Source organism: Gilliamella sp. M0320 (assembly GCF_016101635.1).
Lineage (GTDB): Bacteria > Pseudomonadota > Gammaproteobacteria > Enterobacterales > Orbaceae > Gilliamella > Gilliamella apis.
This window is the reverse complement of sequence record NZ_JACFQD010000008.1, coordinates 86,184-103,542: the sequence shown is the minus strand read 5'-3', so window position 1 is coordinate 103,542 and position 17,359 is coordinate 86,184. Positions and strand designations below refer to the sequence as shown.

Annotated in this window: 17 protein-coding genes; all 17 read right to left on the bottom strand. The window is 36.0% G+C overall.

Annotated elements, in window-relative coordinates:
• Positions 1-10 precede the first annotated feature (10 nt).
• Positions 11-964 (bottom strand): beta-ketoacyl-ACP synthase III, encoded by a 954-nt coding sequence (locus tag H3T83_RS10325; protein ID WP_065651682.1) that lies wholly within the window; start codon positions 962-964, stop codon positions 11-13.
• 4 nt (positions 965-968) lie between these two features.
• A complete protein-coding gene (gene plsX / locus H3T83_RS10320) occupies positions 969-2,015 on the bottom strand; it encodes a phosphate acyltransferase PlsX (RefSeq protein WP_081300049.1) in 1,047 nt (348 codons plus the stop codon).
• A gap of 33 nt (positions 2,016-2,048) precedes the next feature.
• Positions 2,049-2,216 (bottom strand): 50S ribosomal protein L32, encoded by a 168-nt coding sequence (gene rpmF / locus H3T83_RS10315; protein WP_025316508.1) that lies wholly within the window; start codon positions 2,214-2,216, stop codon positions 2,049-2,051.
• A 4-nt stretch (positions 2,217-2,220) separates the two neighbouring features.
• The gene (yceD, locus tag H3T83_RS10310) at positions 2,221-2,730 is read right to left on the bottom strand and encodes a 23S rRNA accumulation protein YceD (RefSeq protein WP_086320900.1); all 510 of its coding nucleotides are present in this window, start codon (positions 2,728-2,730) and stop codon (positions 2,221-2,223) included.
• A 297-nt stretch (positions 2,731-3,027) separates the two neighbouring features.
• Positions 3,028-4,947: a transcription antiterminator gene (locus H3T83_RS10305; RefSeq protein WP_198215702.1), complete on the bottom strand. Its 1,920-nt coding sequence runs from the start codon at positions 4,945-4,947 to the stop codon at positions 3,028-3,030.
• A 3-nt stretch (positions 4,948-4,950) separates the two neighbouring features.
• Positions 4,951-5,691 (bottom strand): KDGP aldolase family protein, encoded by a 741-nt coding sequence (locus tag H3T83_RS10300; protein WP_086360914.1) that lies wholly within the window; start codon positions 5,689-5,691, stop codon positions 4,951-4,953.
• Positions 5,691-6,830: a DgaE family pyridoxal phosphate-dependent ammonia lyase gene (locus H3T83_RS10295; protein ID WP_065578351.1), complete on the bottom strand. Its 1,140-nt coding sequence runs from the start codon at positions 6,828-6,830 to the stop codon at positions 5,691-5,693. The genes H3T83_RS10300 and H3T83_RS10295 overlap by 1 nt, the downstream gene beginning before the upstream one ends.
• The gene (locus tag H3T83_RS10290; RefSeq protein ID WP_198215701.1) at positions 6,808-7,962 is read right to left on the bottom strand and encodes an amidohydrolase/deacetylase family metallohydrolase; all 1,155 of its coding nucleotides are present in this window, start codon (positions 7,960-7,962) and stop codon (positions 6,808-6,810) included. The genes H3T83_RS10295 and H3T83_RS10290 overlap by 23 nt, the downstream gene beginning before the upstream one ends.
• Before the next feature lie 48 nt (positions 7,963-8,010).
• Positions 8,011-8,664, bottom strand: coding sequence for a DUF4310 family protein (locus tag H3T83_RS10285; protein ID WP_198215700.1), 654 nt, complete (start codon positions 8,662-8,664; stop codon positions 8,011-8,013).
• A gap of 18 nt (positions 8,665-8,682) precedes the next feature.
• Positions 8,683-9,435, bottom strand: coding sequence for a DUF4311 domain-containing protein (locus H3T83_RS10280; protein ID WP_086356811.1), 753 nt, complete (start codon positions 9,433-9,435; stop codon positions 8,683-8,685).
• Between the two features lie 15 nt (positions 9,436-9,450).
• A complete protein-coding gene (locus H3T83_RS10275) occupies positions 9,451-9,747 on the bottom strand; it encodes a DUF4312 family protein (RefSeq protein ID WP_065578355.1) in 297 nt (98 codons plus the stop codon).
• Between the two features lie 13 nt (positions 9,748-9,760).
• The gene (locus tag H3T83_RS10270) at positions 9,761-10,129 is read right to left on the bottom strand and encodes an SFCGS family glycine-rich protein (RefSeq protein WP_034884881.1); all 369 of its coding nucleotides are present in this window, start codon (positions 10,127-10,129) and stop codon (positions 9,761-9,763) included.
• Between the two features lie 45 nt (positions 10,130-10,174).
• The gene (locus H3T83_RS10265; RefSeq protein WP_198215699.1) at positions 10,175-10,510 is read right to left on the bottom strand and encodes a PRD domain-containing protein; all 336 of its coding nucleotides are present in this window, start codon (positions 10,508-10,510) and stop codon (positions 10,175-10,177) included.
• 351 nt (positions 10,511-10,861) lie between these two features.
• A complete protein-coding gene (locus H3T83_RS10260) occupies positions 10,862-11,779 on the bottom strand; it encodes a YgcG family protein (RefSeq protein WP_198215698.1) in 918 nt (305 codons plus the stop codon).
• A 5-nt stretch (positions 11,780-11,784) separates the two neighbouring features.
• Positions 11,785-12,384 carry a LemA family protein gene (locus tag H3T83_RS10255; protein WP_198215697.1) on the bottom strand — a complete coding sequence of 200 codons (600 nt, stop codon included), beginning with the start codon at positions 12,382-12,384 and terminating at the stop codon, positions 11,785-11,787.
• Positions 12,385-12,741: 357 nt separating this feature from the next.
• On the bottom strand, positions 12,742-13,053 hold the full coding sequence (locus H3T83_RS10250) for an antibiotic biosynthesis monooxygenase (RefSeq protein WP_198215696.1): 312 nt from the start codon (positions 13,051-13,053) through the stop codon (positions 12,742-12,744).
• Positions 13,054-13,136: 83 nt separating this feature from the next.
• A complete protein-coding gene (gene rpoC, locus H3T83_RS10245) occupies positions 13,137-17,357 on the bottom strand; it encodes a DNA-directed RNA polymerase subunit beta' (RefSeq protein ID WP_198215695.1) in 4,221 nt (1,406 codons plus the stop codon).
• Positions 17,358-17,359: the final 2 nt, after the last annotated feature.

The window sequence follows — 17,359 nt, the reverse complement described above, 5'->3', positions numbered from 1 at the left end:
ATTTATAAAATTAAAATCTAACGAGTGCGGAGCCCCAAACAAAGCCGCCACCGAAAGCTTCTAATAAAATTAACTGCCCTCGCTTAATACGGCCATCTCGTACCCCGGTATCTAAAGCACAAGGCACAGATGCGGCAGAAGTATTGCCTTGTTTATCAAGCGTCACAATAACTTTACTCATATCCATATCAAGGCGTTTAGCCGTTGCTGAAATAATCCTTAAATTAGCTTGATGTGGCACTAACCAATCTAAATCAGATTTATTAAAGGCATTTTCGGTTAAAAGTTCATCAACTAGATTAGAAAGTTCTTTGACTGCAATTTTGAATACGTCATTACCTTGCATTGTCATATAGACAGGGTCATTAAGAGAACGGCGATCAACATATGGGTATTTTAATAATTCGCCATATCGGCCGTCGGCATGTAAATGAGAGGCAATAAGACCAGGCTCTTCAGAAGCACCAACCACAACAGCTCCAGCACCATCACCGAAAATGATAATTGTACCTCTATCTGTTGGATCAACACCGCGGGTTAACATATCAGAACCAACAACTAAGGCATATTTTATTACACCACTTTTTACATATTTATCAGCAATATCTAATGCATAAATAAATCCAGAACAAGCTGCCGACACATCAAAGGCAACCACATCACCGAGATCTAATTTAGCTTGTAATTCTGTAGCTGAACTAGGAAAAGCATTAGCTGATGTTGCTGTTGCAACAATAATTAAACCAATTTCTTGTTTATCAATATCCGCCATTTCAATAGCTTTAATCGCGGCTTCATAGGCCATACTAGTAACAGTTTCATCAGGTGCAGCTATCCGTCTTTCTTTAATACCTGTACGAGTAGTTATCCATTCGTCGCTAGTATCCACCATTTTTTCAAGATCGGTATTGGTTCTTATTTGTTTTGGAAGATAACTTCCTGTTCCTAATATTTTTGTATACATCGAATTATTCGCTCTTGGGTAGTGCAGAAGAAAGGCTATTGGCAATCTTCTCTGGTATATTGGTTTCAATAGCTAAAATAGCTTGCTCAATTGCTGCAAAAAATGATTTTTGATTGGCACTACCGTGACTTTTAATCACAATACTTTGAAGACCAAGTAAACAAGCGCCATTATATCGCCCAGGGTCTAAATAGCCAAAATTTTTTACTATTTTTCTTTGCAGCCATTTACTCAAAAATTTCATAACTAATGAGTTGTGCCCTAAAAGCATTTTGAACGAAGATAGAAAAATTTTAATTAACCCTTCTACCGTTTTCAAAGTCACATTACCAACAAAGCCGTCACAAACTAATACATCGGTTTTACCAGTTAATAGCTCATTACCTTCTAAATAACCTATATAATTAATTTGATGATTAGCCTTCAAAACAGATGCAGCAGCACGAATTTTATCCAATCCTTTAATGTCTTCTTCACCAATATTAAGCAAAGCAACTCGAGGATTTTCAATATGAAGAACCGATTTTGCTAGTATTTCACCCATTATAGCAAATTGAACCAGCATATCACTATCACATTCAGCATTTGCCCCCAAATCAAGTACCACAGTATTTTGATTATTTAACGCAGGAATGGTGGCAACTAATGCTGGTCGATCAATACCTGTTAAAGAATGCAACAACAACTTAGATAACCCCATCAGCGCACCAGTATTACCAGCGCTAACACAAGCTTGAGCTTTATTATTTTTTACTAATTCTAATGCAATTCTCATTGACGAACCTTGGCTATGCCTAATTGCATAAGAAGGTTTCATATCGTTAGTAATGATAGATGTTGATTCTGTCACCATCAAGCGACCTGTTTCTTGGTACTGGGTAACTAGCTTGGCATTTTCTTTAGACAAAAAAAATCTAACTTCCTTTATGTCACCAACAAGGAAGATAGAAAGATTTGGATAATGATGTAATGCTTGAATTGCAGCAGGAACAACAATACGAGGACCAAAGTCCCCGCTCATAGCATCTAACGCAATGGTTAGATTATCCAAAATGTCACCTGAAGATTTCTAATTACTAATTAATTATTTAGAAATTACTTTTCGGCCGCGATAATAACCATCAGCGGTTACGTGATGACGTAAATGAGTTTTACCTGATTCATCAACTGAGATATTAGCAACAGTTAATGCATCATGAGAACGACGCATACCACGTTTTGCACGAGTTTTACGATTCTGTTGAACAGCCATGGATTTACCCCTTATTCTTTAAACTAACTAAAATTGCAAATGGATTTGGTTTTTCATTCTCAGCAGGAATTTCACCAAACACCATATCTGCCTCTGACACTTCGCAGTGTTTACTATCATGCACCGGCGCAATTGGTAATGAGAGAATAATTTCGTCCTCAATTAACGCTAATATATCTACTTCACCAAACTCGTTAACTAAAACGGGCTCATAATGTTCCGGTAATGTCTCTGCTTGAGCATCGCTCTTAACAGGACTAAATTTATTCATCACATGAACTTCAGTGATAAAAGGTTTAAAACAACGCTGACAAATTTGTTCTAGCGTCATTTTTGCATCAATGGTGATAACGCAAAGTCTTTGCTCATCAAAATCAAAAGACAAATGACATTCGATATCACTTTTTGGACTTTCAATCCTTGTTGCACTTTTTGCTGGATAATATCCAACATAATCAAGTCTTTTTTGTGCTGCTTTGATTGGGTCAATTGTTAATGGTAATTTATTTTGCATAAGATATGCATGCCTACCTTAAAAATTATTAAGTGCAGCTAAAAACCACACAAAGCCATAAGGCGCGCATAATACCTTTAAATCACCATTTCGTCAATGGGCAAGCACATGATAATTTGTTTTAATTGTTGATTATTTCTTAAATATTTATAATTATTATTTTACTTATTTCTTAACAAAAAATTTTGAGGAACAGGGTTTTTTAGCGCTCAAAACTGTTATTTATTTAATCGCTAAATAACTTATGTTACTCGCTTAGTTGAATCCCTTTCTAAATAGCAAATTAACTCAAGTTTATTACGATAAACGCCCAAAACTATCTTTTACAATAGCTTGAAAATCATCGAAATTACGACTATTTAACAACCGCTTAGTTGATCTCTCTTTAACAAAATTGACGACTAAGTTATAAATTCGCATCGCATCTTCGTATTCATCTTTGCTAATTGCTAATAAGAAAATAACATGCGCAATTTCATTTTTATTCCATTCAATACCTTGAGGAGCTAAAATAGTGGTAACTACTGTCTTTTTGGCCAACAACCCAACTGAATGAGGAATAGCAATATTTTCACCGATTAAAGTCGATACAATGCTTTCTCGTTCTACTACCGATGGATAAAAGTCCTGTCCCACATATCCAGATTCTTCCAGCCGCTGACAAACTATCTGGAACAGTTCACTTTGTGTCATCGGTTTGTCAATAATGAGGAAAAATTTTTCATTAAAAAAGCGCTCAATAATATATGGCATAGTGCGATCAACCATAGATAAACGCCCTAATTGTTCAAGTTGATACGGCGTTGGAAATGGTGCTATTTTCACTATTTGCTTATCTTTTTCGGTTAAGCGAACCGTAGATACCACAAAGTCTTCTTCAATATGCGTTAACTGTTCATACTCTCGATAAGATAGTGTTCGGTTGATTAAAATATGCGGAAAATCGCGTTTAATTTTTGATTCAATCATACGCAAAGTGGCGTTACCTAATTCACTAACCAATAAAATTTGTACTAATCTTTCATATCCTGCACTATAGTTACGCTCCAATGCTACCCCTATATGAATTGCTAAATAGCTGATTTCGTCTTCAGTCATTTTCACATCAGTAAACTTATGAATATTTGCTAATGCCGATAAAGTAATGTCATAAGCAAAAGGATAATATTGTTTAATTTCATGTAATAACGGATTGGAAGTATGAATTTGATATTTTATACGAGATAGCATCGATGAAATATGAATTAACATATCTTGGCGTAGCTTCATATCTTGTTTCAAATTATAGTGATAAGAATCATTGATATAAGATAAGATATGTTCAAATAACTCTAAACTTTTGGCTTGATTAGGTGATTGCATAATAGTACGCGACATGATTTGCACACATAAATAGTTGAATTCAGCATCAGAAAGGGTACTACCTAAAAAATAGGAGAAGCCTTCAGAAACTTCACGTGCCGCACCAATAACTGTCGAATCAATATTATCGACTTGATATTCTACTAATTCATGCCCTTGCGTAATTCTGGTGATTGAAACGGCACAACAATAGAGCAAATATCCTTGCCCTTCCGAAGTTAATTTTAATTCAAAACGTTCAAACTGATTTTGTAGTACATTTTCCAGATAATCTAAATCAATATCAGATAATATTGCCTGAATTAACCGATTAACATTGATAGTGTCCCCTGTGATATGGTTTTGCCATAATATATCAGTTAAACACGCTCGAATAGCCGACTCCTCACCAACTAATCGCATACCTGAATAAGGACGATTATCCAGCGATAAATGGTATTTATCTAAATATTGCTTAACTTCAATAACATCATTTTGTAATGTATTACGGCTCAAAAACCATTCACCTGCAATATCATCCAATTTTACCGACTTTGATTGAGTTAAAAATGCAATCAATAAAGCGGAAACGCGCTCTTTATTAGTTCGAGGAACCCGTTCTATTTGCTGAACAACCGGAATGGTTGCATACAGATTAGGATCTGTTATGACAAGGTGATAACCAACGTTTTTAATATAATCAACTTGCGCACCATACTTATTTAATACATCGTTAAGCGCAACAATATCAGATCGAATCGTTCTGATTGATACTGTAAAACGATTTGCTAGCTCTTTTTGAGGTAGCAATTCGTTTTTTATGGTATCAAAAATATACGCTAATCTTTGATAAGGGAATAGCAATTTAGATGCCATTACTCATCCTGCTAATTTTTGCGTAATCGCTAATAGTTGTTTAACATCTTCAGTTCTTGTCGCCCCAGTTGTTTTATCAATAATTGAGGTATAAATATGTGGAATAACTTTTTTCACACCGGCATTTAAGGCAATTTTTAAAATTGTTTCATAATTGTCTAAATCAATACCACCAGTAGGTTCTAGATAGAAATTATGTTCAGCACAGCATTTAGCCACATACTCATATTCATCTATATGCTTTAACCCGCCCATAGGAAAATATTTAATTGAGCTTCCTCCCATATCTTTTAATAAAGCAATAGCGGTTTCAACCGGTACGATAGCAGCAGGTGATGTTGAGCTTAGTGGACCTGTAGCTATATTAACTAATCCTACTTTCCCTGTTGGTGATACAAGACCATTGATTACCGTTTCTTTTTGTCCTAATAAAGCACGACTTGTTGCCACCCCTGTAAAAACTTGATTAACATGTTGAGGCTGTAGAACTGCAGATATTTCTGACACCATAGTAGATTGATTAGGATCACCCGCTCCTAGACCAACTGAAATAGCATTATCAATGGCTAACGCATATTTTTTCATATCTGCTATTGCTTGCTGATTATCTGGATAATTTTTAGATAACACTCCCACAACAACATAAGTTTGTGCAGCTTCATAAATAGCACTAGCATTATCAATTGAATTGGCTAATACGTTTAAACAAACGCGATCGTTAAAATAATTTGGTGTCAATTGCATTATTTAACTCCTTGGATAATTTTTATAATTTTGTTATAGACAATATCAAGCTGTTCCGCCGTTACACTACGAACATCTGCATCTACTTTACCCTCATTGGCTTTATATTCCCGAAAATAGACTGCAATCTCACCTTGCTTCATCAGGTCTATCATTTCAACAGCACTTTTACCAATAACCTTTGCATCAAATGATATTTCTGCACGAGCAATATCTCGGCCAGCACCATCCCAGACAACTTTTGCCGATATACCATTAATAGAATTTAACTTTTCGATAAATGGTGTCATTTTGACAACCATTTCTTGCCCAGTTTCTTGTTTAGGATCGTTAATATATAACTCAATAGCCTTGGTCAAGCCTAAAATACCCTCTTTACCAACCTTCATTGGTCGACCAATACCTTGAGATTGAAGTTTAAGCCACTCAATGGCTTGATGACGGCCAATAACTAAGCCACTAGTTGGCCCTTCAATTGCTTTTGCACCACTATAAATAACTAAATCAGCACCTTGTTGATAATAGGTTTGTAAATCCTCTTCTGCTGCGGCATCAACAATTAATGGAATATTATATTTTTTGGCCACCGTTACAGCTTGCGCAACTGATAGCATACTTTTTTGCACACAGTGATGTGATTTGACATATAAAATAGCCGCGGTATCAGAATTAATTAATGATTCAATGTGCTCTGGTTTACACTCATTTGCATAACCCGCTTCAACCACAATTCCACCACCTAAAGCGACCATAGTACCAATAGGAGCACCAAAATTTACGTTATGTCCTTTTGGCACAATAATTTCCTTTGCTATCCATTTATCAGAACTATGTAAATTAAATAATAAATCACGATCATCTTTAACGATTAAACCTGCGACAGCTTGCGCAATGCCAGCCGAGGCACATGATACGACCACAGCGTTTTCGACATTGAGTAATTTAGCAATGTATTGACCAGTTTTATCGACTAAATCTTTTATTTCAAAATATTCATTTAATCCGAGGGATACAGTATCAACCACTTCTGCTCTAGGTGTTGAAACACCTAAAATAGTCATTCGCCCCGAAGCATTAATCACTTTTTTCAAGTGGTATTTACTGTATATTTCTTTTTCAGTTTGAGATTCTGAGCTCATTTTTACTACCTTCTTGTGTTATTTCAATGTGTGTAACTTTTTTGGTTGTATTTGTTGCGATAGCGGCTAAAGGAACAAACTGTTCATGGCATTCCCTCTGCTCACCTTCTGAATCAGTTAAAGAGACGGTTTGCTGTTTTATATCAAAAATAGTCAAATCGGCATCATAGCCAATAGCTATTTCCCCTTTATTGTTTAAATGCAAAATTTGGGCCGCATTTTTAGTGACACTATCAATAATTCTAGTTTTGCTATAACCTAGACAGATAAATTTATTCATCACATTTGCTAAGCTAAATACAGGACCTTGCAAACGATTTTTAGAATATATATCAGAGCTGATAGTGTTTGGATAAACATCTAAACATTTAGCTCGCTCAGCTACCGAAAAACTGAAACTTTCACCACCATGACCAATATCTAAAATCACCCCACGTTCAATGGCGCGTTTAATTGAATCACGCAGATTATTCTGCTTATCAAATATTTGGTTTGGCTTACCATTAAAACAATGAGTAATAATATCGCCTTTAGTTAATAAATCAGCAATTTCATCAAGTTCAGGCGGATTATTTCCTACATGAATCATTAGTGGCAAACCCGTCTTTTTCTGCATCTCTTTCGCTTTGATTAACGGTAAAATACCATTTTCACCAACAACGCTACGACTGATCCTAACTTTTATTCCAATAATAAAATTAGGATATTTAACTAAAGTTTGGTCAAATAACGGCACATCGATATCTTGCATATCAGCAAGCTCACTCTGCCTTATTAAGCCAATTTTTGAGATATTTAAAAAAGAATAAACATGAGTTTTAGCCTGCATCGCTAATTCATAAAACTCGTCAATATTAAGTGCTCCAACACTACCAGCATCAACCACTGCCGTCACGCCAGCCTCAATACCAATCAGATCGGGTTCATCGTGGTAAATTGGTGAGTGTGCGAAGCAATGAGTATGGGAATCTATCCAGCCGGCACTTACATAGTGTTGGTTTTTTAGATCCAACACTTGATTTGATGTTGCGATTATATTTTTGCCAATTTCCACAATTTTGCCATGTTGAATGGCAATATCAGTTATTGAATTATCGATGAGTTTGGCATTTTTTATAATTAAATCATACATAATTTAATCCAACCCCTCGACCATAGTCATGATAGAGGGGACATAACATTATATAATTGGGAAGATACCACCAAAAATCATGGCACCTAGGATTGCACCACCAGTAATAGGTTTTTTCCATACATAAAATAATAGTGCACCAAGCAAGGACCCTATACCAATAGGAATAGATGCAACCATAGCTGATAAAATAATCATTGGACCAAGAAAACGACCAGATGTATTTCCCGCACCCATCATTACATCAGCACCAAAGGTTGATCCACCACCACTATTAACCGTAAATTTACGGATAAGGATGATAAGTAAACCTATTGCCATACCGAGTAATAAACCAGTTAATAACGCCACAAAAAAGTTTTCAATTGGCAATGTATAGCCACCAGCCAATAACAACGCTGGCACACCTAAACCTATACCTGTTTGTAAGGCGCCACCAATATCGAGAATTCCAACTAGCGATCCTTCAATGACACGTGCAAATAAAAAACTGGCACCAAATGCTGCTACTGCACCATAATCGCCTGTCGTCATACCTGATTTAAGCATTGCAACAAAGGCTATTTCATTAAAAGCACCAATTCCATATACATAAAAAGTATGCGTTCCAGCAAAAATACCTGCAGAGAGTAATCCACAAAGAATAGGGAATGACCAATCGGCATACCAAAAACTTTTATTAATGGTTGTTTGAGTATTCATAATCTGTTGTTCCCTATATTATTTAAACCAATAAGACAAACCATCTCGGAATGAATTAATCATTTTCATATCAAATCCACGGAAATATCCGCTCATGACAAATAAAACAATTACCGCAACTAACATGATTTTCATCACTCGATTCCAACCACTGTCATCCACTCCTTTACCAATCAAAATACCTAACACTAAACCAGGTACTGCATTACCCATAATTAATTGCGCTAGCCCACCAAACAAAGTGCCCCAAAAACCACTTCTTCTACCGGCATCTAAAGCTGCCAACCAGAAAATAACCGGCATCACAGTTGCGACCAGTAAATTTGCGGCTGGAACTAAAACTTTAGTTGCAGTAATTTTTAAAGAATCAGGAATAACCGAGGTGGTTGTATTTAAAAATAACACAACAATCACACCGATAAATGCACAAGCAAAGGCCATTTTCTTAGGATCATGTAACGTTTGTGCTAAATTTCGGTTTTTTATCATCAATAGTGCAGCACCCCAGTTTGGAATGATGCGATGATCAACATCTTGGGTAAATGAACCAGCAGCAACAGACGAAGCCCAAGCATTAAAAAAGAATCCTAAGCCAAATGAAAAATGTGCAGCAGGATCACCCTCACAAGAATTAAGTTCACCTAAGGTACGAAAGGCGCCCATACCTTGATAAGTTGGAGCATGAAACATTCGAGCTGCACCAGCGCCTACTCCAAATCCACACAGTCCACCAATTACAATGGACTTCAATGCTATAATTAGAATTTCCATGACTTTCCTTTTACGTTATTTAGAGATAAATTTAATATCGTTCAGATCGATAAACGTAACATTTACTGAGACATCGAGTGTGATGTCATAAAATGTCTTTTTTCTAGGTAAAAAGATAAATAAAAAGCGTTCTGTAGTTATCTTTTCAATAGCAGAAACAACACTAATATCAAGCGGTTCAATTCGTAACATAACATTATTAGTATTTTTAAGTACCTGCTTTTGCACTTGATTTAGCGCTATAGCGAACGCACGCTGCTTCGAATCTCCTTGCCCAGTTACTCTTACTTGTATCTGCTCAGTTTTTTTCATATTTCTAACCTATTTAAGAACGAGGATATTTTTTCAAAAATGCTTGGGCTATACGTTGGCCTAGTTCTACCGTATCCATAAAACCAAATCCTAGTACTTTACAACCGTCATTAATGGCTGTTTCACCCTCTTCAATTGAACGCATACCGTGTCGTTGAGAATAGCCATATTTATTTTGTGCCGTTATAGCGCCTGCACCGCCACTGCCACAAAACGAAAGTCCTAGATCTGCATTCTCATTATTCATTACGTCACCCAATTTCATATCAGCAGCCATACCTGGAATAACAATTGCACGACACCCTTCAATAGAATTAATTCCCTCTGCAATTTTTTGTCCTTTGCCCATTCTATCGCCGATGACAATGATTACTTCTGCCATAATTATTCTCCTATCAATTATTGTTTTTTAAATTTAGTAATTCGTTTAATTTGCTATAGCTACTTCATAATGAACAGCCAGTAAATAAGCCTCTTCCATTGGTAGACTATTGAATAATTGTACAGTTTTACGTGCAAGCATTAAGGATTGCTCTGAGAGCTCATCAAATAAAGAAGGATCAACCTCAGGTAATTTTTCTAGCGTTTTCGCTCTTTCAACCATTGCTTTAACATGTGATAACAACATCGCTTTTTGCACGTCATTTTGGGATATTTGATGATCAGTCAACCAACGATTAATGATTTCTATCGTTTGCGCAGTCACAACTTCGGGATCTAAATCATCTTCGATCATACGGAATTGTATTTGTGGCATAGTCATTCTAATTCTCTTTTTTCTTTTTAAGATGACTTAGCCTAAAGGAAATAATTATCAATGTGGAGAGAGACTTTTTCCTATTGCAAAAGGAAATTTATTGTCAGGCTAGCTGAAAGCTGTTGTAAACAAGGATTATTATGTAGGATATGATTGAAGATTAACTAAATTGATTTTAAATTTAAACAAACTATTGCTTAAAAGTATCATTAATAAATTTTTTTGATATAAAAAACCCCTTTCCTCAAAATTTTTTCAAGCAAAGATAGTTATTTTTGTTATTGAGGCTATAAACCTAGGTAGAATTATTGTTAAAAAAGTAAATTGCCAATTTCTTTTGGTGCTTTCTAAGAAAATTTACCAGCTGCCAGAGGCACCACCACCGCCACTACGGCCACCGCCTCCGCCACCAAATCCGCCGAATGAACCTCCGCCAAATCCACCACCATTACCCCCTCCGAAACCGCCGCCTCGACCACCACGCCCGCTACCACCAATCATGGTTAAAATTCCACTTAAAATCGCACTGGCAACAAATGCTAAAAATATTAGAGGTAAGACAATATGTAATGAATAACCATTGAACAAAGTAAAACCACCAACTGATATACCATTTAGTAAACCAGTACCTAAACTTCGGCTAGCACTACGTTTAGTGGAAGTAATCGAAAATAAGCTAGCAATAGTGAAACAAATAAAAAAGGATGCTAATCCATAATTAAATAAATTGGCACCAAAATCACCAGCAAGTACCGTTTTGAGATCTGGATCACTATTAGTCGCCGGTACCTGCTGAGGATCATTCAACTTATTAATTAAAACTGAAAGCGCATTATGTATACCTTGATAATAGTTATTTTGTCTAAATTGTGGCGCTAATTGTTCACGAATGATATGACTAGCAATTAAATCCGTAATGATGCCTTCAAAACCATAACCAACTTCAATTCGCATCAACTTATCATCTTTAACAATTAATAATAAAATACCATTATCTTGCTCTTTTTTACCTATTTTCCACTGTATAAACACCCGATCAGCATACTGTTCAACCGTTTCATTATCGAGTTTGGAGATCATTAATACCGCGATCTGTGCACCATCAGTTCGCGTCTTTTCAAAAGCAATCAAGCTTGATTCCAAATCATCTATTTGTGATGGCTCTAAAGTATCTGATGTATCAATAACACGGCGATCAAATGTAGGAATCTCAGTTAATGCATAACTTACCGCACTAAAAAACAGTAAACAAAAGAGCAGATAATATTTTTTCATTGTGCTTATTGTCCAAAATTGACTGCTGGTGGATTAGAAATTTGTTGTTCATTTTCAACCGTAAATTGTTGTTTTGGTTGTACCCCTATAATATTTGCAATCCATTTAGTTGGTAATTGACGAATATAAGTATTAAATGATTGTACTGTTTCTATATATCGACCTCTAGCAACCGTTATCCGATTTTCAGTACCTTCAAGTTGGCTCATTAAATCTTGATATAGTGTATTTGCTTTAAGTTCTGGGTAATTTTCACTAACAGCAATTAAGCGACTTAATGCGGAACTTAATTCTGATTGGGCTTGTTGGAATTTTGAGAATAAAGCGGGATCACTAAGTTGATCTGCATTAATTTGGATAGAACCCACTTTCGCTCTTGCATCTGTTACCTGAGTAAAAACGTATTTTTCATGAGTTGCATATCCTTTTACTGTATTGACTAGATTCGGAACTAAATCTGCTCGACGTTTATACTGATTAACAACTTCTGACCAAGAAGCCGCTACTTTTTCGTCTTGAGTTTGAATACTGTTATAGTCTTTAAAAAAGAAAAATCCACCAACAATAATTAAAATAAGAATAAGCAATAGTAATTTGGATTTCATGACGAGCCCCTGTAAATAGTTAAACTTTCAAATAGCTTAAAAAAGCAATGATAATTAGAAAATACTAACCAGTAGCCTAAAAATTTTGTTACTAAACAAACTTATAATGCTTAATTAAGGAATATATTTTTACAACTTTTTATAAAAATAATTATGAACTATAAAATACAAAGAAGAGACTTTAAGATAGTAGATTTAATTTACATGGACTGATCGAGTTCTTTAATAATGCCCATGTAACTTTATTTGATTATATCTTTTTTTATGCAATTTGCGAAGAATTATCATCGGTAATTTTTTATTGGTATTGCTCACAATGTTTATTTTAAAATTTGATTTTTTTAGTTTAAAAATTACTTAGATAATAACTTCAAAACATTCAAGTTGAGCAGGTTCAAAATAGATATCTGCGTTATTTGGGCGGCTATCGGTATTACGGTGAGTATGTTTGAAATGAGCAGAATTAACCCAATTTTCAAAATCTTGTTTTGATTCCCATTCAGCATATGATGAAAACAATGTGTAATCTGCATACGTTTTACCTTTAAGAAAATAAAAACGATTAAAACCTTTCATCTCTTTTAAATGGCTATCACGATTACGCCATATTTCAATAAAAGTGTCTTCACTACCTAACTTAATTTTAAACCGATTCATTACAATATACATCTAATACTCCTTTCATACACCATACACTCGACAAAAAAATAGCACGTGATAACACGTGCTACTTTAATCGATTTATCTAAAATCTATTGATTTTCTTCTGCTGAATTCAATAATTCCGCTAAGTTAGCTGTAGCTTCCTCAGCTGAAACAGTTGTTGGTTGAATTGCATCATCAGATGGCATTGCGCGTTTACGCAAACGTTCTTTATGATATGCATAACCAGTACCAGCTGGAATTAAGCGACCAACAATAACGTTTTCTTTCAGGCCACGAAGTTCATCATTTTTACCTGCAACTGCTGCTTCAGTTAATACGCGAGTCGTTTCTTGGAACGATGCCGCAGAAATAAATGACTCAGTAGTAAGTGATGCTTTAGTAATACCAAGTAAATCATGCAAGTAAACAATTGGTTCTTTACCTTGTGCTTCAAGCTCACGATTAATAATCTTCAAGCGTGAAACTTCAAGTTGTTCACCATCAAGTAAACGAGAACCACCAGGATGAATAACCGTTGCTTTACGTAACATTTGACGAACAATAACTTCAATATGTTTATCGTTAATTTTTACACCTTGTAAACGATAAACTTCTTGAACTTCATTCACAATGTAACGAGTTACTGCATTAACACCTCGTAGACGTAAAATATCATGTGCTGATTCAGGACCATCAGAAATCACATCACCACGGCCAACTTGTTCGCCTTCGAATACGTTAAGTTGACGCCATTTTGGAATCATCTCTTCATATGGTTCACTACCATCTAGTGGAGTAATAATTAAGCGACGTTTACCTTTAGTTTCTTTACCGAATGAGATAATACCATCAATTTCAGCAAGAATTGCCGGCTCTTTAGGTTTACGAGCTTCAAATAAATCAGCAACTCGTGGTAAACCACCGGTGATATCTTTAGTACCTACAGATGCTTGTGGAATACGTGCAAGTGTATCACCAACATTAATTTCCGCACCATCTTCTAATTGTACTAATGCTTTACCTGGTAAGAAGTACTGCGCAAGCATTTCTGTACCTGCCACAAAGATATCATTACCTTTAGCATCAACAATTTTAATTGCTGGACGTAGATCTTTACCAACACCAGTACGTTCTGCTACATCTAAGATCACGATAGAGGATAAACCTGTTAACTCATCAGTTTGACGAGTAATAGTTTGACCATCGATCATATCAACAAAACGAACAAAACCTTTGGCTTCCGAAATAACTGGCATTGTATGTGGATCCCAGTTTGCTATCGTTTCACCAGCATCAACAGTTGCACCATTACCTTTAGTTAGAATCGAGCCATAAGGAACTTTATAAGTTTCTTTCATTCGACCTAATTCATCAATAATAGTTAATTCAGCATTACGTGAAGTAATAACTAGTTTCTGATCTGGGTTAGTTACAAATTTAGCATTAGTTAGTTTAATACTACCTTTGTTTTTAACTTGAACACTAGATTCTGCTGCTGCTCGTGATGCCGCACCACCGATATGGAACGTACGCATGGTTAACTGTGTACCTGGCTCACCGATTGATTGAGCAGCGATAACACCGATTGCTTCACCTTTGTTCACTAAGTGACCACGAGCTAAGTCACGTCCATAACATTTCGCACAAACACCAAAATCAGTATCACACGAAACTACTGAACGAACTTTAACGCTATCTACAGATTCTTGTTCAAGTAGATCACAATAACTTTCATCAAGTAATGTATTGCGAGGGATTAAAATATCCGCACTACCTGGTTTTAATACGTCTTCAGCTGTTACACGACCTAATACACGTTCACGTAATGGTTCTTTAACATCACCACCTTCAATCACAGGTGTCATTACCACACCTTCTAACGTGCCACAGTCATCTTCAATAACAACTAAATCTTGAGCCACATCAACTAAACGACGAGTTAAGTAACCTGAGTTCGCTGTTTTCAATGCGGTATCAGCAAGACCTTTACGCGCACCATGGGTCGAGATAAAGTATTGAAGTACGTTTAATCCTTCACGGAAGTTTGCCGTAATTGGTGTTTCGATGATTGAACCATCTGGTTTAGCCATCAAACCACGCATACCCGCTAACTGACGAATCTGAGCTGCAGAACCACGAGCACCAGAATCGGCCATCATATAGATGCTGTTAAATGAAGATTGAACTTCTTCTCTACCTTCACGGTTAATAACTTTTTCAGTTGATAAGTTATCCATCATCGCTTTAGCAACACGCTCATTAGCTGCTGCCCAAATATCGATAACTTTGTTATAACGTTCACCAGCAGTTACTAAACCTGATTGGAACTGTTCTTGAATTTCTGCAACTTCGATTTCAGCTTCATTGATAATTTGTAATTTCTTAGCAGGAATTTCCATATCATCAATACCAACCGATACACCAGAACGAGCTGCATAAGCAAAGCCGGTATACATAACTTGGTCAGCTAAAATAACAGTTTCTTTCATGCCTAATTGGCGATAACAAATATTTAAAATTCGTGAAATCGCTTTTTTACCAAGCGGCTGATTGATAACTGAGAAACTCATGCCTTTAGGCATAATTAACCATAAGATAGCACGACCAACAGTAGTATCAATTACAGAAGTTGTATCTTCCCATTCACCAATACTGTTACGATGGCTTTCAGTTATACGTACTTTAACTTTAGCATGTAATTCAACTAGACCTAAACGATACAGTTTTTCTGCTTCTTTAGGGCCGGTTAATACCATGCCTTCACCTTTAGCATTGACTTTATCACGAGTCATGTAGTAAAGACCTAATACCACGTCCTGAGATGGAACGATAATAGGCTCACCACTTGCTGGCGAAAGAATATTGTTGGTTGACATCATTAACGCACGCGCTTCTAATTGCGCTTCTAACGTTAATGGAACGTGAACCGCCATTTGGTCACCATCGAAGTCAGCATTGAATGCCGCACAAACTAATGGGTGCAATTGGATCGCTTTACCTTCAATTAGGATAGGTTCAAATGCCTGAATACCTAGTCTGTGAAGTGTTGGTGCACGGTTTAATAATACCGGATGTTCACGGATAACTTCATCTAAGATATCCCAAACAATTGCATCTTCACGTTCAACCATTTTCTTAGCAGCTTTAATGGTTGTTGCATAACCACGACGCTCTAATTTACCGTAAATAAATGGTTTAAATAGTTCAAGCGCCATTTTCTTCGGTAAACCACATTGATGTAAACGTAAGTATGGACCTACAGTAATTACTGAACGGCCTGAATAGTCTACACGTTTACCTAATAGGTTTTGACGGAAACGACCTTGCTTACCTTTAATCATATCGGCAAGTGATTTTAGTGGACGTTTATTTGAACCAGTGATTGCACGACCACGACGACCATTATCTAACAATGCGTCTACAGATTCTTGTAACATACGTTTTTCGTTACGTACAATAATATCTGGTGCAGCTAAATCTAATAAACGTTTTAAACGATTATTACGGTTGATAACACGACGATATAAATCATTTAAGTCTGATGTTGCAAAACGACCACCATCTAATGGTACTAATGGACGTAAATCTGGTGGCAACACAGGTAACACATTTAAGATCATCCATTCAGGTTTATTTTCTGATTGAATAAATGCTTCAATGATCTTAATTCTTTTAGTTAACTTTTTACGTTTTGTTTCAGAATTAGTCGTTGATAGTTCATCACGTAATACTTCACATTCAGATTGAACATCAATATTACGTAATAATTCTTGAATAGCTTCTGCACCCATACGTGCATCAAACTCATCACCGAACTCTTCTAACGCATCTAAATACTGTTCTTCAGTTAAGATTTGCCCACGTTCTAAATTAGTCATGCCACCATCAAGAACCATAAATGATTCAAAATAAAGCACTCGTTCAATATCACGAAGTGGCATATCAAGTAATAAACCAATACGTGATGGTAATGATTTTAAAAACCAAATATGTGCAGTTGGTGATGCAAGTTCAATGTGGCCCATACGTTCACGACGTACTTTAGCTTGTGTGACTTCTACACCACATTTTTCACAAATAACACCACGGTGTTTTAAACGTTTATATTTTCCACACAAACATTCATAATCTTTAACTGGCCCGAAAATACGCGCACAAAACAATCCATCACGTTCAGGTTTAAACGTACGATAGTTAATTGTTTCAGGTTTTTTAACTTCACCAAAAGACCATGAACGAATCATATCAGGAGAGGCAAGGCCAATCTTGATAGCATCAAAATCTTCAGTTTTTGTTTGTGCTTTTAGAAACTTTAGTAAGTCTTTCACAA